Origin of the sequence: Citrobacter sp. Cpa228, assembly GCF_030333085.1 — a bacterium.
Classification (GTDB): Bacteria; Pseudomonadota; Gammaproteobacteria; order Enterobacterales; family Enterobacteriaceae; genus Citrobacter; species Citrobacter pasteurii.
In genome coordinates, this window is record NZ_JAOWGQ010000043.1 from 204,600 (window position 1) to 226,195 (window position 21,596).

Below are 21,596 nucleotides of genomic sequence, written 5' to 3' on the forward strand. Positions count from 1 at the left end.
GCTAAACAGCCCTTTAATTATTGTAAAGAATCGCACCTGGCCAGTGTCCAGATTCCACCAGTTGATGCATCACTTTCGTCAGCACCACGCGGGCTGCGAGGCCCGCCGGGGTGAGCTCATCGTCAGAGAGGCTCACCAGAAAGTTGGGGCGGCTAAGTATCGGATTATGGACGCCGATCACTCTTAGCGTCTCTTTATCGAGATGGGAAATTGCCGCACCGGGCTGAAGTGTTGCTCCAATTCCGCTGCGAACGGCGTGCATCAGTAGCGTCAGGCCGTCAATTTCTGTGGCGATATCAATGCGTAGCGCGTGTTCCTGACAAATCGCTTCCAGCCTGCCGCGCAGACCGTGGCCAGGGCTGGGCATGATCAATGGCATATGTGCCAATTGGGCTGGAGAAATATTGTCATCGGTAATATCAGCCAGTAGGGCATGAGTACCAATTAAAAATAGCCGTTCTTCGAGAATCGGTCTGGCGCTCCAGCGTAGGATCTTTTCTTTTTGAAATACCACCGCCAGATCAATCTGGCGGGTATTAATCATTCGCTCCAGGTTGCCAGAGAGGCTTTCCACTACATGCAGGCGGACATCACTATAGGTTTCTCGCATGGCGTTGATGAAAGGCATGCCGAGAACGGAAGCGGTACTGGGGGCCATGCCAACGCTGACGTGCCCGGAAAGTCTGGCCTCCCGTGCGGCGAGGATCGCATCGTCTGCGTGACGGAGCGCCAGCTGCGCCTGGGCGTAAAATGCCAGCCCGGCGCTGGTGGGCGTCACGCCGCGCGAGGTGCGTTGCAGCAGGCGAATAGCAAGTTCGTTTTCCAGACGCGACATCTGCTGGCTGAGTGCCGAAACCCCAATATTGAGATCGAGCGCCGCGCTACCCATGCTGCCGGTTTCGACAATGCGCACAAAATAACGTAGCTGGCGAAGTTCCATTTCGACTCTCCGGAAGGGACAATTGATTTTTACATTAAAGCAACACAAGAGTGGAGGGAAGGGGAAACGTACTGATAACGCGCATAAAAAAGCCAACCGGATGGTTGGCTTTTCAGAAAGCATTACATTACTTGCCGTCGTGCGCGTGCTCATCTTCGCGGCAATCACCTTCGGCGCAGTGACCGTAAAGATACAGGCTATGGTTGGTTAAACGAATACCATGTTTAGCCGCAATCTCACGCTGGCGCGCTTCGATGGAATCATCGCTGAACTCGACCACTTTGCCGCAGTCGAGGCAAATGAGGTGATCGTGATGATGCTGTTGAGTCAGTTCGAAGACGGATTTACCACCTTCAAAATTATGGCGGGTCACGATACCGGCATCATCAAACTGGTTCAGCACGCGATACACGGTCGCCAGACCAATTTCTTCACCCATATCGATCAGGCGTTTGTATAAGTCTTCCGCACTGACGTGATGGTTATCCGGTTCCTGAAGAACTTCCAGAATTTTTAAACGAGGAAGCGTTACTTTCAGGCCAGCTTTCTTTAATGCGGTATTGTTGTCAGTCATGCGGAATCTGTCCTGTAGCTAAACGATTCACTTCATTAACAGAAGTGACAGAAATTGCACTTGAGATAATGCGATTCATTATAGAACTGCCATGGCTAAATGAAAACTGCAAGTCTCTGGCATAAATTGTTAATCAAAACGTGGTATCGCCGACAAACACACTGTGCAACACCCGATTGGCATCCAGCCATTGTACAGGGTCAGACGAAAAAGTTACAAATTTGTAGCAATTATTTTGATTGGTTTTATCTATTGATGCGGCGCAGATGAATATCTACGCCGCACGAAATCAGGCATTGATGATTTCGTCGAGGTGCAGCTCTTCAGCGATCTGCTTAACCCATTTTTCTACGCGTTCAGCGGTTAGTTCCGGCTGGCGATCTTCATCGATAGCCAGACCGACAAAGTGGTCGTCATCTGCCAGACCTTTGGACGCTTCGAAATGGTAACCCGCCGTTGGCCAGTGGCCGACGATGGTGGCGCCGCGCGGCTCGATGATGTCGCGGATGGTGCCTAACGCATCACAGAAATATTCTGCGTAATCTTCCTGGTCGCCACAGCCGAACAATGCCACCAGTTTACCGTTAAAATCAATGTCTTCGAGAGTAGGGAAGAAGTCGTCCCAGTCGCACTGCGCTTCACCGTAGTACCAGGTTGGGATGCCGAGCAACAGAATGTCATACCCTTCCAGGTCTTCTTTGCTGCTTTTTGCAATGTCATGAACATCGGCTACGTCTTTACCAAGCTGTTTTTGAATCATTTTTGCGATATTTTCGGTATTACCGGTGTCGCTGCCGAAAAAGATGCCAGTGATTGCCATGAGTAAAATAACCTCTTGAAACTTATTGAAATGGTGGTGGCGCATTGCCCACGGATAAGGGCAATCATAGCAGAACAGTCCGGCATGCGGAAACAGCAAACACGCAGGACTGCACTCTGTGCTACACGATTTATGATTTATACCCGTCATACTTCAAGTTTCAGGTGCGTTGGCTTTCCTCGCTCACCCCAGTCACGTACTTATGTACGCTCCTGGAGATTCGCTGCGTCACCGCCTTCCTGCAACTCGAATTATTTAGGGTATGGAGCAGAAATTCAGACTAAGCCTGACCGCGCAACGCGGTGAGTTGGTTCATCAGCATCTCTTCGATGAGTTCACTGCGACTCATGTTGCGCGCCTCGGCCAGCTCGTTCAGCGCGTCAACGGCATCGGCGTTCAGTTTCAGTTCGACACGCTTAAGCCCGCGAACTTTGTCGCGTTTAAGCTGATTACGTTTATTAATACGTAACTGTTCATCACGCGAAAGCGGATTGGTTTTGGGTCGTCCCGGGCGACGCTCCTGCGCGAACAGATCTAATGTCGTACGGTCCGTTTGTTCTTTGGCCATGATCTTGGTGACTTCGGGGAAACAATCAGCCAGGCGTCCGCCCGGATGGATAGCGCGCCATAATACATCAGCAGGAGAGGCGCGCCAACGCCCACGCGCGTAATCACGCGCGGACGCTGAGTTTTTAATCAGTTAACCTGCTCGCTCAGATAACGACGGATGGCGCGCAGCACCGCCTCCGGTTTTTCTGCATGCACCCAATGCCCCGCGCCGGCTATAACGTGCGCCCGGGCCTGCGGGAATTGCGCCAGCAGTTGGTCACGATACGCTTCGGTAACATAGGGTGAATTGCCACCCGGGATAAACAGCGCCGGGTGTTCCCACGCCGGAATGGTCTCCCAACCGACGATATGAGGATATTGATCCCACAGCACGGGAACATTAAAGCGCCACTCGCCGTCAACAAAGGATTTCAGCAGAAACTGGATCACGCCTTCTTCTTGCAGGTGCTGACGCATAACGCTCGCCGCCTGCTGGCGCGAAGAGGATTGCGCGTCGGTGACTGCGTTAATGGCAGCAAAAATCTCATCGTGGCGGCGAACATGGTAGTCAACGGGAGCAATGTCGATGGCGACCAGCCGTGCGACACGTTCAGGAGCCAGCGCAGTCAGCGCCATAACGGCTTTACCGCCCATCGAGTGTCCAATAAAGATCGCTTTTTCAATCTGCCGATCGTCCAGCGTATCCAGCAGATCTTGCGCCATGGCCGGATAATTCATCTCCGGTGAACGAGGGGAGAGGCCATGATTTCGCATATCAACCTGGATGATGTCGTGATCGGCCACCAGATCGCGTGCCAGGATCCCGAGGTTATCCAGACTGCCAAACAGGCCGTGAACCAGGACGATGGGAGAATTATTGTGCGGGTTTTGCGCAGATTGCGCTCGGATATTCAATTTCATGGCAAAGTTCTTTTTTTCACACTGACGGGTTAGGGTATCATGTTGACCATTCTGCCACATGGCTGCAATAACTACGGTTACTCCGAGTTTTGCTGGTCACCAGGCTTGACGCTATCCGCTGTTAGGATTTGCCTTTACACTACAGCGTGTAAAGTCCTGACAACTTGTATTCAGCCAAACATTGCACTGGATTAAGATGAAAACGATTGAAGTTGATGATGAACTCTATAGCTATATTGCCAGCCACACCAAGCATATTGGCGAGAGCGCATCCGACATTTTACGGCGTATGTTGAAGTTTTCCGCCGCATCACAGCCTGTCTCTCCGGTAGTAAAAGAGGTCCGCGCCGTGCAACCTGTCGTGGAAGCCAAGCCGGTCAACCCCGCGAAAGACAAAGTGCGCGCCATGCGTGAACTGCTGCTTTCCGATGAATATGCGGAACAGAAAAAAGCAGTGAATCGCTTTATGCTGGTGCTGTCTACACTCTATTCACTGGATCACAACGCGTTCGCCGAAGCAACGGAATCGTTGCACGGACGTACGCGCGTTTATTTTGCAGCGGATGAACAGACGCTGTTGAAAAATGGTAATCAAACCAAACCGAAGCACGTGCCAGGCACGCCATATTGGGTGATCACCAATACCAATACCGGCCGTAAATGCAGCATGGTTGAATACATCATGCAGTCAATGCAATTCCCCGCGGAGTTGATTGAAAAGGTTTGCGGAACAATTTAATCCTTGCATTAGAGGGACCAGGCAATGGCAATCCACAACCGTGCAGGTCAACCTGCACAACAGAGTGATTTGATTAATGTCGCCCAGTTAACGGCGCAATACTATGTACTAAAACCGACGGCAGGGAATGCGGAGCACGCGGTGAAGTTCGGTACATCCGGGCATCGCGGTAGTGCGGGTCGTCATAGTTTTAATGAGCCGCATATTCTGGCTATCGCTCAGGCGATTGCCGAAGAACGTGCGAAAAACGGGATTACTGGCCCGTGCTATGTGGGCAAGGATACCCACGCGTTGTCTGAACCGGCATTTATCTCTGTGTTGGAAGTGCTGGCAGCGAACGGTGTTGATGTCATCGTGCAGGAAAATAACGGCTTTACGCCAACCCCTGCCGTGTCGAATGCTATCCTGGTCCACAATAAAAAAGGCGGTTCGCTGGCTGATGGCATTGTGATCACGCCGTCCCACAACCCGCCGGAAGACGGCGGCATTAAATACAATCCGCCAAACGGTGGCCCGGCAGATACCAACGTCACCAAAGTCGTAGAAGACAGGGCTAATGCACTGTTGGCTGACGGTCTGCAAGGCGTGAAGCGTATTCCGCTGGATGCCGCGCTGGCGTCCGGTCATGTTAAAGAACAAGACCTGGTTCAACCCTTCGTGGAAGGGCTGGCAGATATCGTTGATATGGCGGCAATCCAGAAAGCGGGTCTGACGCTGGGCGTTGATCCACTGGGTGGTTCTGGTATTGAATACTGGAAACGTATCGCTCAGCACTACAACCTGAATCTGACCCTCGTTAACGATCAGGTCGATCAGACTTTCCGCTTTATGCATCTTGATAAAGACGGCGCCATTCGTATGGACTGCTCCTCCGAGTGCGCGATGGCCGGTCTGCTGGCGCTGCGTGACAAGTTTGATTTGGCATTTGCCAATGACCCGGACTATGACCGTCACGGTATCGTAACGCCGGCTGGACTGATGAATCCGAACCACTATCTGGCGGTCGCGATCAACTACCTGTTCCAGCATCGTCCGCAGTGGGGCAAAGATGTTGCCGTCGGTAAGACGCTGGTGTCATCGGCGATGATTGACCGTGTAGTGAATGATTTAGGGCGTAAACTGGTTGAAGTGCCGGTTGGCTTTAAATGGTTTGTTGACGGTCTGTTTGACGGCAGTTTTGGCTTTGGTGGGGAAGAGAGCGCGGGGGCATCTTTCCTGCGTTTCGACGGTACACCGTGGTCAACCGACAAAGATGGCATCATCATGTGCCTGCTGGCAGCGGAAATTACGGCAGTGACAGGCAAGAACCCGCAAGAGCATTACAACGAACTGGCGGCGCGCTTTGGCGCACCGAGCTATAACCGAATTCAGGCTGGAGCCACTTCCGCGCAGAAAGCGGCGTTGTCTAAGCTCTCTCCGGAAATGGTGAGCGCCAGCACGCTGGCGGGCGACCCGATCACTGCGCGTCTGACGGCAGCGCCAGGCAACGGCGCATCGATTGGCGGCCTGAAGGTCATGACTGATAACGGTTGGTTTGCCGCGCGTCCGTCCGGCACCGAAGACGCTTACAAGATCTACTGCGAAAGCTTCCTCGGTGAAGAACATCGCAAGCAGATTGAGAAAGAAGCGGTTGAGATTGTCAGCGAAGTATTGAAAAACGCATAAATCACCCGCCGGATAAGACGCTAGCGTCGTCATCCGGTATGAATGATGAAAAAGCCGGATAGCGTATCAGCTGATCCGGCTTTTTTATTCAGTGCATATTCACGGCATAAACCGATAACCAATCCCGGTTTCGGTGAGAAAATGACGCGGACGGGCCGGGTCCAGTTCCAGCTTCTGGCGCAGGTGCCCCATATAAATACGCAGATAGTGACTGTGTTCGACGGCGTTTGGCCCCCAAACCTGATTCAATAACTGACGTTGCGTCAGCACCTTCCCGGCATTATTCAGCAGTACCGCTAACAAGCGAAACTCAATCGGCGTCAAATGAATCTCTTCGTCACCTCGGTGTACGAGGCGGGCGGCGATATCCACTTTAACATTAGAAAAATGCACGACCGGTTCGGGAGAAGTCCCGCTGGCGTGGCGACGTAATGCCACACGCAATCGCGCCTGTAGCTCGCCAATACCAAAAGGTTTACTGAGATAGTCATCGGCTCCGGCATCCAGCGCGGCGATTTTATCGCTTTCCTCACTGCGGGCTGAAAGCACAATCACCGGAATCGCGCTCCATTGACGCAGGTCGCGAATAAAATCAATGCCGTCGCCATCCGGCAGGCCAAGATCGAGAATGATGAGATCGGGTTTTCGCGTGGCGGCTTCCAGCAGACCACGTTGCAGCGTTTCCGCTTCAAATACACGTAGCCCATCGGCCTCCAGCGCGGTGCGCAGAAAACGGCGGATGGCCTGTTCATCTTCAACAATCAGTACGTTCGTCACATATCCTCATGAAAATCTTCAAGTTCAGGGGGAATTTCCTGGGGCAGTGTAACACGAAAACATGCTCCTCCCTGCGCGCGATTGTGGACAGAAATAGTCCCGCCATGCACGTCCACAATGGCCTGACAAATTGCCAGCCCCAGCCCAACGCCTGGCACCGATGACTCTTTATTTCCCCGAGAAAATTTGTCAAAAACGCGCTGTTCCATACCCGATGGAACACCCGGCCCATTATCCCAGATGTCCAGTTGCAGGTGTTCGCCATCGACGCTGGCATTAATACCGATCTGCGCCTGTGGACCCGCGTATTTGACGGCGTTCTCCAGCAGGTTAATCAACACCCGTTCAAAGAGCGGGCCATCGACGTGAATCAATGTCAACGGTTCTGGTAACGACAGATTTATCGGGGCAGAGAGACCTGGCTCCAGCATCTGCAGAGCGCTGCCGACCACCTCTTCCAGCGTTAACCACTCCTTCTTAAGATTAAAGCCGCCAGACTGAATTCGCGCCATATCCAGCAGGTTATTCACCAGTCGGGTCGTGTTCAGGACGTGCTGGCGAATTTCGCTGGCCTGGCGCGCGTGCGGCGATCCTTCGCTTGCCAGATCCAGCGTTAAGATTTCTGCCTGGCCGAACAACACCGTCAATGGCGTGCGCAAATCGTGGGACAGGGCAGCGAGCAGGGCGTTGCGAATACTTTCGCGCTCGCTGGCAAAGCGGGCCTGCTCTTCGCTGGCGGTTAGCGTCAGGCGCTCCAGCGCACTGGCGACCAGTAAAGTGAAGGTTTCCAGCAGGCGTTGCTGTTCGGGGATCATCAACTGGCGTAAATTTCCCGGTTCCACTACCAGCAGCCCATGCGTTTTGTCGGCGCTTTTTAATGGTAAAATTTGATACGGCACGCCCGGTAATGTGTCGGTGCCGGCACCTGCCATCTGCCCCTTGTCAAAACTCCACTGGGCAATGGCATCATCCCACGGTGTCATACCCTGCTGATGCGTCAGGGGAACCAACTTACCGTTTTCGTCAGGCAATAACACCCGGCTGCGTGCCTGAAACGTCGAGGCAATAAACTGTTCGCTGGTGGCGGCGATATCCGTCTGACTGCGTCCGACGGCCAGCGCTTTCGACATCTCATACAAATGACGCGTACGCTGTTCACGATAACGCGCGACCCGCGCCTGATACCGCACCCCGGCGGTCAGATTACCGATAACCAGACCGACCGTTAGCATCACGGCGAAGGTAAGCAGGTACTGGACGTCAGACACGGCCAGCGTGCCGCGTGGCGCAATAAAAAAGAGATCAAAGCTGGCGACGTTGATAAACGTTGCCAGAACGGACGGCCAGCGTCCGTAAAAGAGGGCGATAACCACCACGCCCAGTAGATAGAGCATCACCAGGTTGGCGGCGTCAAATGCAACCAACCACTGCATGGCAATCACTGTAATGATGGCGCACAGCGCGACGGCAACCACGCAACCCTGAATTTGTACCCGCCATTTATCCTTAAAAGTGCGGCTATCTGCAGTTTGCGGCACAGGGCGAGCAGGGGGCTCATCGAGCGCAACAATCATCAGGTCGAGATCCGGTGCGCGATGGGCGAGTTTGTTGGCAAAGGAATCGCTGCGCCACCAGCGACGCGTCGTTGGACGCCCGAGGACAATTTTTCCCAGATTATGCTCACGGGCATAGCGGATCACCGCTTTGTCTTCGGCGGGATCGGAAAGAGTGGCGGTTTCTGCGCCTAACTCCTGGGCCAGCCGCAGAGCGCTTAAAATAGCGCGGCGCTGTTTTTCGGGCAGTCGGTGTAGCGCAGGTGTTTCAACATACACTGCATGCCAGACGCTGCCGAGACGCGCCGCCAGGCGTGCAGCAGCTCGCACCAGTTTTTCGCTGCCGGTGTTGTGTCCAATACACAGTAAAATGGCATCGCGGGTATGCCAGACTTTTTCTTCTCCCGGACGCCCCCGCCAGGCACGCATCTGATCGTCTACCCGATCGGCGGTGCGTCGCAGAGCCAGTTCGCGCAGCGCTATCAAATTACCTTTGCGAAAGAAATGCTCGATTGCACGCTCTGCCTGACCGGCGATATAGACCTTGCCTTCGTTCAGGCGCTGACGCAAATCGTCAGGTGGGAGATCGACCAGTACCACATCGTCAGCGGCATCGAAAAACGGGTCAGGAACGGTTTCGCGCACCTGAATACCGGTGACGCCGCTGACCACATCATTCAGGCTTTCCAGATGTTGGACGTTAACGGTAGTAAAAACGTCAATGCCAGCTTCCAGCAGCTCTTCAATGTCCTGCCAGCGCTTAGGATGCCGTGAGCCTGGCGCATTACTGTGCGCCAGTTCATCCATCAAAATGAGCGCTGGACGGCGGGCCAGCGCAGCGTCGAGATCGAACTCGCTGATATTACGTCCGTGACGTGACTGCCGCTTAAGCGGCAGGATGCTGAGACCGTCCAGCAGCGCGGCGGTCTCTTTGCGTCCGTGGGTTTCCACCACGCCAATCAGCACATCTAACCCTTGCGCCCGTAGCCGCTGGGCTTCCGTTAGCATGGCCCAGGTTTTGCCGACGCCCGCACAGGCACCGAAGAAAATTTTCAGTTTTCCCCGGTGCGGCGCTGTGGTCTGCTCCAGCAGGCGATCGGGGTTGGGACGTAGGGGTTCGCTATGCATGTCCTTTTTCTCAGTGCTTATCCAGCGCTAAATTAAGTTCCACCAGGTTCACCACCGGCTGGCCGATAAAACTGACCAGCGGCTTTTGCGTGTATTGTGCAACCAGGCGCGTAACCTCTTCAACGCTGAGGTTGCGAGCCTGCGCCACGCGGGGAATTTGCCATGCGACCGCATCGGGTGTCAGATTATTGTCCAGACCGCTGGCGGACGCTGTGACCAGTTCCACGGGCACAGCAGGGTTAGCCTGTGGATTAGCAGCTCGCAGCGCGGCAATCCGGCTTTGTAGCTGTTTATCCAGTTCCGGGTTGCTGGCTGCCAGATTACTGCCGCCTGAAGCCATTGGATTATAGGGCATTTCCGCTGTGGCTGAGGGGCGTCCCTGAAAATAACCGGCAGCGGTAAAGTGTTGCCCAATAAGCTCAGAGCCGCGAACGATCTGACCTTCGCGCAGAAGCGAACCGTTAGCCTGGTGGGGGAACCACCACTGCCCCAGCACAGTGGTCAGCAGCGGATAAACACCGCCGGTGATAAGCATCAGGAAAAGCAATGTTGATAATGCAGGACGTAATCCACTCATCAGAAACCTCACACCAGACCCAGCAGAGTCAGCAGTAAATCAATTACTTTGATACCGATAAACGGCACAACCAAACCGCCCAGACCATAGATCCACAGATTGCGGCGCAGCATCGCGGAAGCGGATAATGGCTTATAGCTCACCCCCTTCAGCGCCAGTGGGATCAGGAAGACAATCACCAACGCATTGAAGATGACGGCGCTGAGGATCGCCGAATCCGGCGAATGCAGTCGCATGACGTTCAGCGCATTGAGCTGCGGGTAGGTGGCGGCGAATGCCGCCGGGATAATGGCAAAATACTTCGCTACGTCGTTGGCGATACTAAAGGTGGTCAGCGACCCGCGCGTCATCAGCATCTGTTTACCAATGTGCACCACTTCAATCAGCTTAGTGGGGTTAGAGTCGAGATCCACCATGTTGCCCGCTTCCTTCGCGGCCTGAGTCCCGGAGTTCATGGCGACCGCAACGTCGGCCTGCGCAAGGGCAGGAGCGTCGTTAGTTCCGTCTCCGGTCATCGCCACCAGACGGCCTTCCGCTTGATACTGACGAATCAGCGCCAGCTTGGCTTCCGGTGTCGCTTCGGCTAAAAAGTCATCCACTCCGGCTTCCGCGGCGATTGCGGCGGCGGTCAAACGGTTGTCGCCGGTGATCATCACCGTTTTGATCCCCATTTTACGCAGTTGGGCAAAACGTTCTTTAATCCCGCCTTTGACGATATCTTTCAGGGCAATCACGCCCAGTACGTGCGAGCCTTCGGCCACCACCAGCGGCGTTGCGCCAAGGCGAGCGATGTTTTCGACCTTCTGCTCCACATCGGCAGGAAAGTGGCCGCCGTTGGCTTCGACGTGACGACGAATAGCATCAACCGAACCTTTGCGGATCATCCGATTGTCGATGTTGATACCGCTCATCCGACTCTGCGCGGTAAACGGTACAAAGGTGGCATGCAGCGATTGCACATCGCGAATACGCAGGTTAAAGCGCTGTTTGGCCAGGATTACAATGCTGCGGCCTTCCGGTGTTTCATCGGCCAGGGATGAAAGCTGTGCAGCGTCGGCCAGCGTTTTTTCGTCCACGCCCTGGGCGGGCAGAAAATCAGAAGCCTGACGGTTACCCAGCGTGATGGTGCCGGTTTTATCCAGCAGCAGTACGTCCACATCACCTGCCGCCTCTACGGCACGTCCGCTGGTGGCGATAACGTTCGCACCCAACATGCGGCTCATCCCGGCGACGCCAATCGCGGAGAGCAGCCCGCCTATCGTCGTAGGGATTAAACACACCAGCAGCGCAACCAATACCGTGACGCTGACAGCGCTACCGCCCCAGGCGGAAAACGGCCACAGCGTGGCGGTTGCCAGCAGAAAGACGATAGTCAGGGCAATCAGCAGGATCGTCAGGGCGATTTCATTTGGCGTTTTACGTCGCTGTGCGCCTTCGACCATGGCAATCATTCGGTCGAGGAATGTTTCTCCGGGGTTGACGCTACACGCGATCACCAGCCAGTCCGAGAGAATGCGTGTCCCGCCAGTGACGGAGGCAAAATCGCCGCCGGATTCACGAATTACAGGCGCGGATTCACCGGTAATGGCGCTTTCATCCACCGAGGCACCGCCTTCGATCACCTCGCCGTCACAAGGGATAATATCGCCCGCTTCCACCAGCACGATATCCCCTTTGCGTAACTCTTCGGCTGGCACGTGATCCATTTGCGCGCCATATTTCGGTTCACGAAGTTTGCGGGCAAAGGCGGTTTTTTTGACCCCTTTCAGGCTGTTGGCCTGCGCTTTACTACGCCCTTCAGCCAGCGCTTCCGCAAAGTTAGCGAACAGAACGGTCACCCACAGCCAGAGGCTTATCGCGCCGGTAAACAGTGGATTACCTGACATATGGCCGGTCGCCATCGCTACCGTTAACAGGGTGGTCAGCAGGCTGCCCAGCCAGACGATAAACATCACCGGGTTACGCCACTGAGTATGTGGACTTAATTTTTTCACTGCGTCCATTAGCGCTTGTGCGACCAGAGAAGGTTCGAACAGCGCCAGTTGCTTGCGACTCATAGTCATGTGCTCCGCATCACTCAACGTAAAGAGAGGTATTCTGCTACCGGGCCAAGCGCCAGCGCAGGAACAAAGGTGAGGGCGCCAACCAGCAACACCGTACCGATCAACAATCCAACAAATAGCGCGCCGTGGGTAGGTAGCGTGCCGGGACTTGCTGGTTGACTCTTTTTACCGACCAGTGAACCGGCAATCGCCATCACCGGGATAATGACGCCGAAGCGGCCGAAGAACATGCACGCGGCCAGCAGACTGTTCCAGAATGGGCTGTTGGCACTTAATCCGGCAAAAGCGCTCCCGTTGTTATTGGCGGCAGACGAGACCGCGTATAGCACCTCGCTAAAACCATGCGGCCCGGGATTGAGTATGGCGCTACGCCCGGCATCGCTCATCATGGCGATCGCTGTCCCAAGCAGAACCAGCGCAGGGGTAACCAGAATCGCCAGCGCGGTCATTTTCATTTCGCGGACATCGATTTTTTTACCCAGATATTCCGGCGTACGGCCAATCATCAGCCCGGCGATAAAGACCGCCAGCAGCACGAACAGCAGCATGCCGTACAACCCTGACCCCACACCGCCGAACACCACTTCGCCAATCTGCATCAACCACATCGGTACCATGCCGCCCAGCGCAGTGAAGGAGTCGTGCATAGCAATGACTGCGCCACAGGATGCGGCTGTCGTGACGACCGCAAACAGACTACTGACCAGCACGCCAAAGCGGCTCTCTTTACCTTCCATATTGATATTGCTGTCTGCGCCAAACGCCATCAGATGCGGATTACCCTGCACTTCGGCCCACATTACAACCGCCACGCAAACGACAAAAATAAGCGACATAGCCCACAGCAGGGTGCGCCCCTGTCGGCGATCGCCCACGACGTCACCGAAGGCGAAACACAGCGCAGTGGGAATTAAGAAGATTGCCAGCATCTGGACCATGTTGGTCAGCGCGGTTGGGTTTTCAAACGGATGTGAGGAGTTGGCATTAAAAAAGCCGCCGCCGTTGGTACCGAGCATCTTAATGGCCTCTTGTGAGGCGACAGGTCCCATCGGCAGCAGTTGTTTTGTCCCTTCAAGCGTGGTGATCGCCTGATAAGGCAGCAGGTTTTGCAACGCACCTTGTTGGATGAAAAACAGCGCGATGAGCAGAGAAATCGGCAGCAATATCCACAGCGTAATGCGGACCAGATCCACCCAGGCGTTGCCCAGCGTGTTCATACTCTGGCGCGTGAAGGCGCGAGCCAGGGCAAAGATCACCGCAATACCGGTCGCCGCAGACAGGAAATTCTGCACGGTCAGGCCGGCCATCTGGCTGAAGTAGCTTAAAGTGGTTTCACCCGCATAGGACTGCCAGTTGGTGTTGGTCACAAAACTCACCGCGGTATTGAGCGCGAGATCCCACGATAGCCCTGGTAACTGTTGTGGATTCAGCGGCAGCAGGTTTTGCGCCATTAACATCGCAAACAGTATCAGCAGGCCGAGGATATTAAGTGCGAGGATCGCCAGCAAATAGTGCAGCCAGGTCATTTCCTGCTGCGAAATACCCAGCCCACGCCACAGCACACGCTCAACGCCTGCAAGGCCGGGTAAGGATGTGTTGTTGATAAGACGCGCCAGCCCAAAGCCCAACTGCCTGGCGAGAACAAACAGCACCAGCAGGAAACTGGCGATGAGTAAAAATCCTTGCGCTGCCATCAGAACGCCTCCGCATTAATCAAGGCATACACCAGATAACCCAGTAACAAAAAGACCAGCACAATGCCGGTTATCACGCCTGCACTCACAGTGCACCTCCAGTGGCATAAATGTGATAACCAGAGCGTAGGTTTTTGGTTGCAAAGATTTCGCAAAAATCTGCGGGCGGGGTGTAAAAAAAGTATAAAAATGGCAAAGACCATCATTTAACTAATGATTAGTATTAATTTAACCTTTGTGTAACTTAATTACAGGTTTACGTTAAACGGAGCATCAATAGATAAAAATAAGTGGTCGGATGAGTAGCAAAATTACACACAAGGCGGTATTATTTTCATCAGTTAACCAAGTTTATTTTCCGGTGCGATTCACCGAACAGATATATGGGAGAGGATTATGGACTTTTATAAAGAGTATCCAGCACACATTGTTTTCTTGCGCCGTACCTTTGCCGTACTGGCTGGTGTGCTGGCGCTGCCGGTCATGCTGTTCTGGAAAGACCGTGCCCGTTTTTACAGCTACCTACATCGCGTCTGGTCGAAAACCAGTGATAAGCCGGTGTGGATGGAGCAGGCTGAAAAAGCCACCTGCGATTTCTACTAAGTTACCGTTCAGGCTCAAAAAACCGCCAACAGCAATGTGGCGGTTTTTTTATACGTCGCAGTCTACACTTACCTGTGTAACGGATAAGGAGTAGCAATGAGCAAGAGAATTTCTGTTGGTATCCGCGCCTGTCTGACCACAGAAGCGAACGATAAATTTCTGTTTGACGAGAATACGCTGGTACGTATTTATGCCTTGCATGAATTGCACCGACTGCGCCAGAGCGGATTATCACGTGGTGCATTGATTGATTTTCACACCCGTTACAAGCTGGTGTTACTGGCACACTCCCAACCGGAGTATCGTGAGCTCGGCCCTTTTGTTGCCGCAATCCACGAATGGGCAAGCCTCGATGCTTTTTATACGGAGTACCGTTTGCGGTTGATTCATCTGCTGTTTAATAACGCGACCCGACGCAACCATACTAATGTCCTGATGCATGTGCAGGGCTATTTCCGTAACCAGCTCAATCTTCGTCAACGTCAGGAACTGACCTCAATAATCGATAACTATCGACGTGAGATGCAGCCGCTGCTTGCGCCATTGATGCTCCTCCAACACTATATGACGGAGCACCCGAACAGCTGGTTGTCCGGGCAACGTTACTTTGAACTCTGGCCTGCGATTCTGCGTTTACACGGCAAAGCTTAATTTTTATTCGGGAGTTTTATGACCACTCATCTGGTCTGGTTTCGGCGAGATTTACGTCTGCATGACAATCTTGCGCTGGCAGCGGCATGTCGGGATCGTGCGGCACGGGTATTGGCGCTATATATTGCCACGCCCGCACAGTGGAAAGCGCATGATATGTCACCGCGTCAGGCGGCGTTTGTCGACAAGCAGTTGAATGCGCTGCAAACGGCGCTGGCAGAAAAAGGCATCCCGCTGCTGGTTTATGACGGCGGGGATTTCACAGCCAGCGTAGAGATAGTCAAAAATGTCTGCGCACAGCATGACGTTAACCGACTGTTTTATAACTATCAGTACGAAATCAACGAACGCCAGCGCGATGCTCAGGTTGAAAAATCATTATCGCAGGTGGTGTGTGAGGGTTTTGACGATAGCGTAATCCTGGCGCCGGGCGCGGTAATGACCGGGAATCATGAGATGTATAAAGTCTTTACACCGTTTAAAAATGCCTGGCTGAAGCGGTTAAAAGACAGTATCCCGGAGTGTGTTGCGGCACCAAAAGCCCGCGAAAGCGGCGCAATTTCCCCCCCATCAACGCCAATTACGCTCAATTATCCACAGCAGGATTTTGATGTGGCGCTTTTCCCGGTAGAAGAAAAATCGGTTATCGCGCAATTACGTCAGTTTTGTCAGCACGGCGCGGCAGAATACGAGCAACAACGCGATTTCCCGGCAAATGAAGGTACCAGTCGGTTGTCGGCAAGCCTTGCCACCGGCGGGTTATCACCGCGTCAGTGTCTGCACCGTTTGTTAGTCGAGCAACCGCAGGCGCTAGAGGGAGGCGCCGGGAGCGTTTGGCTAAACGAGCTCATCTGGCGCGAATTTTATCGCCATCTACTGACGTACTATCCCGCACTGTGTCGGCATCAGCCCTTTATTCGCTGGACCGATCGTGTGCAATGGCAAAATAACGTGACGCATTTTCAGGCATGGCAGACGGGAAATACAGGGTATCCAATCGTAGATGCGGCGATGCGCCAGCTTAACGGCACAGGGTGGATGCATAATCGTTTACGCATGATCGCGGCGAGCTTTTTGGTGAAAGACCTGCTGATCGACTGGCGAAAAGGTGAGCAGTATTTCATGTCACAACTGATCGACGGTGATCTGGCGGCGAATAATGGTGGCTGGCAGTGGGCTGCTTCTACCGGAACGGATGCTGCGCCGTATTTCCGTATTTTTAATCCCACCACACAGGGGGAGAAATTTGACCGTGACGGTGATTTTATCCGCCAATGGGTACCGGAATTACGCGATGTACCGGGAAAAGCCATTCACGAACCGTGGACGTGGGCGGAAAAAATGCAGGTGACACTCAATTATCCTCGTCCGATTGTCGATCATAAGCAGGCAAGGTTAGCCACGCTGGCAGCATATGAAGCAGCGCGTCATTCGTAATCGCCGGATCAAAACAGGCCCGAGGCATATGACATCGTCGGGCCCGTAAACTCAGGACTCTATCGCGAGCGGACGGTTTTTGAATTTGAGCGATTGATATAACCAAATCATCAGCACCAACGCCACACAGGCCAGCGCGCCCCAGGTAATTTCGCTAAAGACATCAATATAGGCGTTGATGGAGTAGTTGATGGCACCAGAAGCATCAAATGCGCCCTGTGATGTCTGGTCAGCAATCACACCCGCCAGGTAGTTGGCAATGGCCCCGGAAAGCAACATATAGATGCCGGTTAATACGCCGGTTACCCCTGGGATCTCAATGCGTGTAATTTGTGACATGGCGACAGGGTCGATAAACAGCTCGGCGAATCCCATAACTGCCAGCCCTAAAACCATCAACGGCATGGAGGAGTGCCCATATGTGGCGGACCAACGGGCGCTTAAGGTCAGAATACAGAAACCAGCACTCATTAAGCCGAGGCCGAGAGCAAACTTACCCCAGATACGAACAGTACGATTGCCACTCACGCTTTCTTTGACCACCCAGGCCAGCACGATGCCGCACAACATAACGGCGAAGGCGTTTACCGACTGGAACATGGCAGTAGGGACTGAATATCCCATCACGTCGCGATTGACAAAGCGGTCGATATACAGGCTGATGGAGCTACCACCCTGCTGTGCAAAGGCCCAGAACAACAAGCTGAAGAAGGTCAGCGTGACGATAAGCCCCAGTTCTTTACGCTGTTTCTGCGTTTGCGCCTGACGGTAAATTTTTGCCAGAACAGCCAAACCAATGACGGTGGCGACAATCAGCGCGTACACGGACCACTCTTTCCAGAACAGGACGGTAATTAAAAGCGGTGCGGCGACCAGCAGAACCAGCAGCCAGGCCCAGTTCGGCAGAATGAACGATTTGGCACACAGCACGGCTTTGTTGACGCCGGTAGTGTGAGCGAAATGACGATTCCCGCATAAGAAAATGACCAGTCCGGCCAGCATACCGATAGCGGCCAGCGCAAAGCCCATTGCCCAACTGTACTCTTCCTGCACATAGCCGCAGGCGATAGGGGCAATAATTGAACCAATGTTACCGGCGGCATAGAGCAGAGAAAATCCGCCGTCACGGCGCGGATCTTCTGGTTTATACAATTCACCCAGCAGACAACTGATGTTGGATTTAAACAAACCGTAACCACAGACAATAATGGCCAGAGATAAATAGAGAAACGCCGGAGCCATTTCACTGGCGCCCAGCACCAGATGTCCCACTGCCATCAAAAATGCGCCAATCATTACCGCCATGCGGTTACCGAGCACTTTATCCGCCAGGTATCCCCCGAGAATAGGCGTGACATACACCAACGAACAGTAAGCGCTGAACAGTTCATACGCGTGATTATCGTTGTACTTAAGCTGGTTAGTGAGATACAGGATCAGCAGTGCACGCATGCCATAAAAACTGAAGTATTCCCAAATTTGCAGCGCGACGACGTAATAAATCGCGCGCGGCTGAGATGCTTGTTTATTCATTATTTTCTCGAAGTAAATGCCTCACGATGGGAGGAACGTGCCGTGTGAGGGTGTTTCCTTAAAGTTGTAACTTTGATACAGATCTGATTATTTTTGCAATATGCTGTCTGATTGCATAAATATACATGAATACAATCTCATGGTGGTAAGCAATTTACGTTTACAGGCCGCGTGATTGTTTCTTGATGTGTCAGCGAAATGGCTATCGACGAACGGAGGTGAGGACGCTATTTTAACTGAAGCTGTGTTGCTGATTGAGCGGGCAGAATTTATGACAACGAGGACGATGATGAAAAACACCGAGCTGGAACAACTGATTAATGACAAGCTGAACAGCGCAGCCATAAGCGACTATGCACCGAATGGTTTGCAGGTTGAGGGCAAAGAAACGGTGCAAAAAATCGTGACCGGCGTAACCGCAAGCCAGGCATTACTGGATGAGGCTGTTCGCCTTGGGGCCGATACGGTCATCGTTCATCATGGTTATTTCTGGAAGGGAGAATCTCCGGTTATTCGTGGCATGAAGCGCCGGCGTCTGAAAACGCTGCTGGAAAATAACATCAACCTGTATGGCTGGCATCTGCCGTTGGATGCCCACCCCGAACTGGGGAATAACGCACAGCTGGCCGCGCTGTTGGGTATTACCGTGATGGGTGAAATCGAGCCTCTGGTACCGTGGGGGGAACTCTCCATGCCGGTTCCTGGGCTGGAACTGGCATCCTGGATTGAAGCGCGTCTGGGACGTAAACCGTTATGGTGCGGTGATACCGGGCCGGAAACCGTTCAGCGTGTTGCCTGGTGTACGGGGGGCGGTCAAAGTTTCATTGATAGCGCAGCCCGCTTTGGTGTTGATGCCTTTATTACCGGGGAAGTTTCTGAACAAACCATTCACTCTGCCCGCGAGCAGGGACTGCATTTCTATGCTGCCGGCCACCATGCTACCGAACGCGGCGGTATTCGTGCATTGAGCGAATGGCTGAATGAAAATACCGATCTGGATGTGACGTTCGTCGACATCCCTAACCCAGCCTAATTAAAGAGGGACGAAAGTGCAGCGAGCGCGTTGTTATCTGTTAGGTGAAACCGCGGTGGTTCTGGAGCTGGAACCGCCGATTACGCTGGCAACTCAGAAACGCATCTGGCGTCTGGCCCAGCGTCTGGTTGATGCTCCGAATGTACTTGAAGCCATTCCGGGAATGAACAATATCACGGTGATTCTGAATTCCCCGCAAACGCTGGCGCTGGATGCGATTGAACGACTGCAGCGCTGGTGGGAAGAGAGCGAGGCGCTGGAGCCGGATTCGCGCTTTGTCGAAATCCCCGTTATCTATGGCGGCGAATATGGGCCCGATCTGGCCGAAGTCGCCCGGCACAGTGGTTTGAGCAACAAGCAGGTCGTTGAATTGCATGCGTCAGTTGATTATGTCGTCTGGTTTTTAGGGTTTCAGCCTGGGTTTCCCTATCTTGGGAGCTTACCGGAACCATTGCATACGCCAAGACGAGCCGAACCGCGCTTACTTGTTCCGGCAGGGGCGGTGGGGATCGGCGGCTCACAAACCGGTATCTACCCGATTGCAACGCCCGGCGGGTGGCAACTGATAGGACGTACCACCGTTAAGCTTTTTGATCCGCAGCGCGAGGAGCCGATCCTGTTACGGGCTGGAGATACTGTACGTTTTGTCCCGCAGAAGGAGGGCGTATGTTAAACATCATTCGTGCTGGCATGTACACCTCTGTACAGGATGGGGGTCGTCATGGCTTTCGTCAGTCAGGGATAAGTCACTGCGGCGCGTTGGACAAACCGGCATTGAACGTCGCTAATCTGCTGGTAGGAAATGATGCGAATGCTGCCGCGCTGGAAGTCACGTTGGGTCAGCTGGTGGTGGAGTTTGACGCGGATGGTTGGTTTGCCTTGACCGGCGCGGGATGCGAAGCGCATTTGGATCGTACTCCGGTATGGAGCGGTTGGCGGTTGCCGGTTAAAGCCGGACAACGCCTGTCATTAAAACACCCGCATCATGGTATGCGCAGTTACCTGGCGGTGGCGGGCGGTATTGATGTTCCCGACGTTATGGGATCGCGCAGTACCGATTTGAAAGTCGGTATTGGCGGGTTTGAAGGACGTTTGTTACGCGATGGCGATAAGTTGGCGATTGGCGTTTCAACACGACAATTCAATGGCCCACAAGGGGTAAAACAGTTGATGTGGGGCAACCACATTCGTGCGTTACCTGGACCTGAATATCAGGAATTTGACGAGGCATCGCAGGCATCGTTCTGGCGCTCGCCGTGGCGACTGAGTCCACAGAGTAACCGTATGGGGTATCGCTTGCAGGGGCAGCCACTGACACGCGCGACAGACCGCGAGATGTTGTCACACGGTTTGCTCCCCGGCGTGGTACAGGTTCCGCATAACGGGCAGCCAATTGTACTGATGAACGATGCCCAGACCACGGGCGGATATCCGCGTATCGCCTGTATCATCGAGGCGGATATGTATCACCTTGCGCAGATCCCTCTTGGACAACCGATTCACTTTGTTCAGTGCTCGCTGGAAGAGGCGTTGAAGGCGCGTCACGATCAGCAGCGCTATCTGGAACAGCTAACATGGCGACTTAACGATGAAAATTGATTTGAATGCAGACCTCGGAGAAGGCTGTGCGAACGACGCGACGTTGCTCCAGTTGGTGTCATCGGCCAATATCGCCTGTGGATTTCATGCCGGAGACGCACAAACCATGCTGGCAAGTGTACGGGAAGCATTGAAAAACGGCGTGGCTGTGGGGGCACACCCTGGCTTTCCGGACCGGGAAAATTTTGGTCGTAGTGCTATGAATCTGCCTGCCGAAACGGTTTATGCTCAGACGCTGTATCAAATTGGTGCACTGTCAGTCATCACCCGGGCTGAAGGGGGCGTGATGCGTCATGTGAAACCGCACGGCATGCTCTATAACCAGGCGGCGAAAGATCCTCAACTGGCCGATGCGATTGCGAAAGCGGTTCATGCCTGCGATCCGTCATTGATCCTGGTAGGGCTGGCGGGAAGTGAGCTGATCCGTGCCGGAGAACATTATGGCCTGGTAACGCGTCAGGAGGTGTTTGCCGATCGGGGTTATCAGGCTGATGGCAGTCTGGTTCCGCGCAGCCAGCCAGGCGCACTGATTGAGGATGAAGAGCAGGCGCTGGCGCAAACGTTAGAAATGGTGCAATCCGGCAGAGTAAAAAGCCAAAGTGGAACATGGGCGAGCGTGACAGCCCAGACGGTATGCATTCACGGGGATGGCGAGCACGCACTCGCTTTTGCCCGTCGTTTGCGCAGCGCCTTTAATGCATGCAATATTCAAATTAGCGCGTAAGTTTATTCATACAAAA

22 protein-coding genes are annotated in these 21,596 nt (G+C 53.7%); 9 read left to right on the forward strand and 13 right to left on the reverse strand.

The features are described from left to right. Positions 1–13: 13 nt before the first annotated feature. The 6 genes from tcuR to ybfF all read right to left on the reverse strand — a co-directional run bounded on the left by tcuR (position 14) and on the right by ybfF (position 3,804). Positions 14–940: a tricarballylate utilization LysR family transcriptional regulator TcuR gene (tcuR, locus tag OGX91_RS10285; protein WP_155021544.1), complete on the reverse strand. Its 927-nt coding sequence runs from the start codon at positions 938–940 to the stop codon at positions 14–16. A gap of 127 nt (positions 941–1,067) precedes the next feature. Next, a complete protein-coding gene (gene fur / locus OGX91_RS10290; protein WP_003022836.1) occupies positions 1,068–1,514 on the reverse strand; it encodes a ferric iron uptake transcriptional regulator in 447 nt (148 codons plus the stop codon). After that, positions 1,507–1,593 carry a ryhB-regulated fur leader peptide gene (locus OGX91_RS10295; protein WP_049259739.1) on the reverse strand — a complete coding sequence of 29 codons (87 nt, stop codon included), beginning with the start codon at positions 1,591–1,593 and terminating at the stop codon, positions 1,507–1,509. Before OGX91_RS10295 ends, fur begins: the two co-directional genes overlap by 8 nt. Positions 1,594–1,803: 210 nt before the next feature. Continuing rightward, complete coding sequence (fldA, locus tag OGX91_RS10300) at positions 1,804–2,334, reverse strand: flavodoxin FldA (RefSeq protein WP_005121401.1); 531 nt, start codon at positions 2,332–2,334, stop codon at positions 1,804–1,806. Between the two features lie 280 nt (positions 2,335–2,614). Continuing rightward, on the reverse strand, positions 2,615–2,902 hold the full coding sequence (ybfE, locus tag OGX91_RS10305) for a LexA regulated protein (protein ID WP_005121400.1): 288 nt from the start codon (positions 2,900–2,902) through the stop codon (positions 2,615–2,617). 128 nt (positions 2,903–3,030) lie between these two features. After that, complete coding sequence (gene ybfF, locus OGX91_RS10310; protein ID WP_005121399.1) at positions 3,031–3,804, reverse strand: esterase; 774 nt, start codon at positions 3,802–3,804, stop codon at positions 3,031–3,033. Between the two features lie 196 nt (positions 3,805–4,000). Here ybfF and seqA point away from each other — a divergent pair, with 196 nt between their 5' ends. Both seqA and pgm read left to right on the forward strand, forming a co-directional pair. Next, positions 4,001–4,543: a replication initiation negative regulator SeqA gene (seqA, locus tag OGX91_RS10315; RefSeq protein ID WP_286626166.1), complete on the forward strand. Its 543-nt coding sequence runs from the start codon at positions 4,001–4,003 to the stop codon at positions 4,541–4,543. 24 nt (positions 4,544–4,567) lie between these two features. Continuing rightward, the gene (pgm, locus tag OGX91_RS10320; RefSeq protein ID WP_005121397.1) at positions 4,568–6,208 is read left to right on the forward strand and encodes a phosphoglucomutase (alpha-D-glucose-1,6-bisphosphate-dependent); all 1,641 of its coding nucleotides are present in this window, start codon (positions 4,568–4,570) and stop codon (positions 6,206–6,208) included. Between the two features lie 99 nt (positions 6,209–6,307). Here the strand turns inward: pgm and kdpE are convergent, their stop codons facing one another. Genes kdpE through kdpF form a run of 6 tightly spaced genes read right to left on the reverse strand, consistent with a single transcriptional unit; the run spans position 6,308 to position 14,089 of the window. After that, positions 6,308–6,985 carry a two-component system response regulator KdpE gene (gene kdpE, locus OGX91_RS10325; protein ID WP_005121396.1) on the reverse strand — a complete coding sequence of 226 codons (678 nt, stop codon included), beginning with the start codon at positions 6,983–6,985 and terminating at the stop codon, positions 6,308–6,310. Continuing rightward, positions 6,982–9,666 carry a two-component system sensor histidine kinase KdpD gene (gene kdpD / locus OGX91_RS10330; protein ID WP_199947297.1) on the reverse strand — a complete coding sequence of 895 codons (2,685 nt, stop codon included), beginning with the start codon at positions 9,664–9,666 and terminating at the stop codon, positions 6,982–6,984. Before kdpD ends, kdpE begins: the two co-directional genes overlap by 4 nt. A 10-nt stretch (positions 9,667–9,676) precedes the next feature. Next, positions 9,677–10,243: a potassium-transporting ATPase subunit KdpC gene (gene kdpC / locus OGX91_RS10335; RefSeq protein WP_199947298.1), complete on the reverse strand. Its 567-nt coding sequence runs from the start codon at positions 10,241–10,243 to the stop codon at positions 9,677–9,679. 8 nt (positions 10,244–10,251) lie between these two features. Next, a complete protein-coding gene (gene kdpB, locus OGX91_RS10340) occupies positions 10,252–12,300 on the reverse strand; it encodes a potassium-transporting ATPase subunit KdpB (RefSeq protein ID WP_182290774.1) in 2,049 nt (682 codons plus the stop codon). Positions 12,301–12,320: 20 nt separating this feature from the next. Continuing rightward, the gene (gene kdpA, locus OGX91_RS10345; RefSeq protein WP_005122571.1) at positions 12,321–14,000 is read right to left on the reverse strand and encodes a potassium-transporting ATPase subunit KdpA; all 1,680 of its coding nucleotides are present in this window, start codon (positions 13,998–14,000) and stop codon (positions 12,321–12,323) included. Then, positions 14,000–14,089: a K(+)-transporting ATPase subunit F gene (gene kdpF / locus OGX91_RS10350; RefSeq protein WP_001670793.1), complete on the reverse strand. Its 90-nt coding sequence runs from the start codon at positions 14,087–14,089 to the stop codon at positions 14,000–14,002. Before kdpF ends, kdpA begins: the two co-directional genes overlap by 1 nt. A 307-nt stretch (positions 14,090–14,396) precedes the next feature. On the opposite strand from kdpF, the gene OGX91_RS10355 reads away from it, so the two are divergent. From OGX91_RS10355 to phrB, 3 genes are all read left to right on the forward strand, one after another. Continuing rightward, on the forward strand, positions 14,397–14,603 hold the full coding sequence (locus OGX91_RS10355; RefSeq protein WP_005122569.1) for a YbfA family protein: 207 nt from the start codon (positions 14,397–14,399) through the stop codon (positions 14,601–14,603). A 96-nt stretch (positions 14,604–14,699) separates the two neighbouring features. Then, on the forward strand, positions 14,700–15,254 hold the full coding sequence (locus OGX91_RS10360) for a DUF1722 domain-containing protein (RefSeq protein WP_005122568.1): 555 nt from the start codon (positions 14,700–14,702) through the stop codon (positions 15,252–15,254). 18 nt (positions 15,255–15,272) lie between these two features. Then, positions 15,273–16,691, forward strand: a complete 1,419-nt coding sequence (gene phrB, locus OGX91_RS10365; protein ID WP_149692088.1) for a deoxyribodipyrimidine photo-lyase — start codon at positions 15,273–15,275, stop codon at positions 16,689–16,691. 51 nt (positions 16,692–16,742) lie between these two features. Here the strand turns inward: phrB and dtpD are convergent, their stop codons facing one another. After that, positions 16,743–18,224 (reverse strand): dipeptide permease DtpD, encoded by a 1,482-nt coding sequence (dtpD, locus tag OGX91_RS10370; protein WP_005122566.1) that lies wholly within the window; start codon positions 18,222–18,224, stop codon positions 16,743–16,745. A gap of 289 nt (positions 18,225–18,513) precedes the next feature. Here dtpD and ybgI point away from each other — a divergent pair, with 289 nt between their 5' ends. Genes ybgI through pxpA form a run of 4 tightly spaced genes read left to right on the forward strand, consistent with a single transcriptional unit; the run spans position 18,514 to position 21,580 of the window. Beyond that, positions 18,514–19,257: a radiation resistance protein YbgI gene (gene ybgI / locus OGX91_RS10375; protein ID WP_286626274.1), complete on the forward strand. Its 744-nt coding sequence runs from the start codon at positions 18,514–18,516 to the stop codon at positions 19,255–19,257. A gap of 16 nt (positions 19,258–19,273) precedes the next feature. Next, complete coding sequence (pxpB, locus tag OGX91_RS10380) at positions 19,274–19,930, forward strand: 5-oxoprolinase subunit PxpB (RefSeq protein ID WP_005122564.1); 657 nt, start codon at positions 19,274–19,276, stop codon at positions 19,928–19,930. Further along, on the forward strand, positions 19,924–20,856 hold the full coding sequence (gene pxpC, locus OGX91_RS10385) for a 5-oxoprolinase subunit PxpC (RefSeq protein WP_005122563.1): 933 nt from the start codon (positions 19,924–19,926) through the stop codon (positions 20,854–20,856). The genes pxpB and pxpC overlap by 7 nt, the downstream gene beginning before the upstream one ends. Further along, entirely contained in the window at positions 20,846–21,580 is a 735-nt protein-coding gene (gene pxpA / locus OGX91_RS10390) for a 5-oxoprolinase subunit PxpA (RefSeq protein ID WP_040232526.1), read from the forward strand. Before pxpC ends, pxpA begins: the two co-directional genes overlap by 11 nt. Positions 21,581–21,596 lie beyond the last annotated feature (16 nt).

What these genes read in the sequence shown, in the direction of transcription:
- tcuR (WP_155021544.1), bottom strand. Translation starts at nt 940, where the DNA reads ATGGAACTTCGCCAGCTACGTTATTTTGTGCGCATTGTCGAAACCGGC.
- fur (WP_003022836.1), bottom strand. Translation starts at nt 1,514, where the DNA reads ATGACTGACAACAATACCGCATTAAAGAAAGCTGGCCTGAAAGTAACG.
- OGX91_RS10295 (WP_049259739.1), bottom strand. Translation starts at nt 1,593, where the DNA reads ATGAATCGCATTATCTCAAGTGCAATTTCTGTCACTTCTGTTAATGAA.
- fldA (WP_005121401.1), bottom strand. Translation starts at nt 2,334, where the DNA reads ATGGCAATCACTGGCATCTTTTTCGGCAGCGACACCGGTAATACCGAA.
- ybfE (WP_005121400.1), bottom strand. Translation starts at nt 2,902, where the DNA reads ATGGCCAAAGAACAAACGGACCGTACGACATTAGATCTGTTCGCGCAG.
- ybfF (WP_005121399.1), bottom strand. Translation starts at nt 3,804, where the DNA reads ATGAAATTGAATATCCGAGCGCAATCTGCGCAAAACCCGCACAATAAT.
- seqA (WP_286626166.1), top strand. Translation starts at nt 4,001, where the DNA reads ATGAAAACGATTGAAGTTGATGATGAACTCTATAGCTATATTGCCAGC.
- pgm (WP_005121397.1), top strand. Translation starts at nt 4,568, where the DNA reads ATGGCAATCCACAACCGTGCAGGTCAACCTGCACAACAGAGTGATTTG.
- kdpD (WP_199947297.1), bottom strand. Translation starts at nt 9,666, where the DNA reads ATGCATAGCGAACCCCTACGTCCCAACCCCGATCGCCTGCTGGAGCAG.
- kdpC (WP_199947298.1), bottom strand. Translation starts at nt 10,243, where the DNA reads ATGAGTGGATTACGTCCTGCATTATCAACATTGCTTTTCCTGATGCTT.
- kdpB (WP_182290774.1), bottom strand. Translation starts at nt 12,300, where the DNA reads ATGAGTCGCAAGCAACTGGCGCTGTTCGAACCTTCTCTGGTCGCACAA.
- kdpA (WP_005122571.1), bottom strand. Translation starts at nt 14,000, where the DNA reads ATGGCAGCGCAAGGATTTTTACTCATCGCCAGTTTCCTGCTGGTGCTG.
- OGX91_RS10355 (WP_005122569.1), top strand. Translation starts at nt 14,397, where the DNA reads ATGGACTTTTATAAAGAGTATCCAGCACACATTGTTTTCTTGCGCCGT.
- OGX91_RS10360 (WP_005122568.1), top strand. Translation starts at nt 14,700, where the DNA reads ATGAGCAAGAGAATTTCTGTTGGTATCCGCGCCTGTCTGACCACAGAA.
- phrB (WP_149692088.1), top strand. Translation starts at nt 15,273, where the DNA reads ATGACCACTCATCTGGTCTGGTTTCGGCGAGATTTACGTCTGCATGAC.
- dtpD (WP_005122566.1), bottom strand. Translation starts at nt 18,224, where the DNA reads ATGAATAAACAAGCATCTCAGCCGCGCGCGATTTATTACGTCGTCGCG.
- ybgI (WP_286626274.1), top strand. Translation starts at nt 18,514, where the DNA reads ATGAAAAACACCGAGCTGGAACAACTGATTAATGACAAGCTGAACAGC.
- pxpC (WP_005122563.1), top strand. Translation starts at nt 19,924, where the DNA reads ATGTTAAACATCATTCGTGCTGGCATGTACACCTCTGTACAGGATGGG.
- pxpA (WP_040232526.1), top strand. Translation starts at nt 20,846, where the DNA reads ATGAAAATTGATTTGAATGCAGACCTCGGAGAAGGCTGTGCGAACGAC.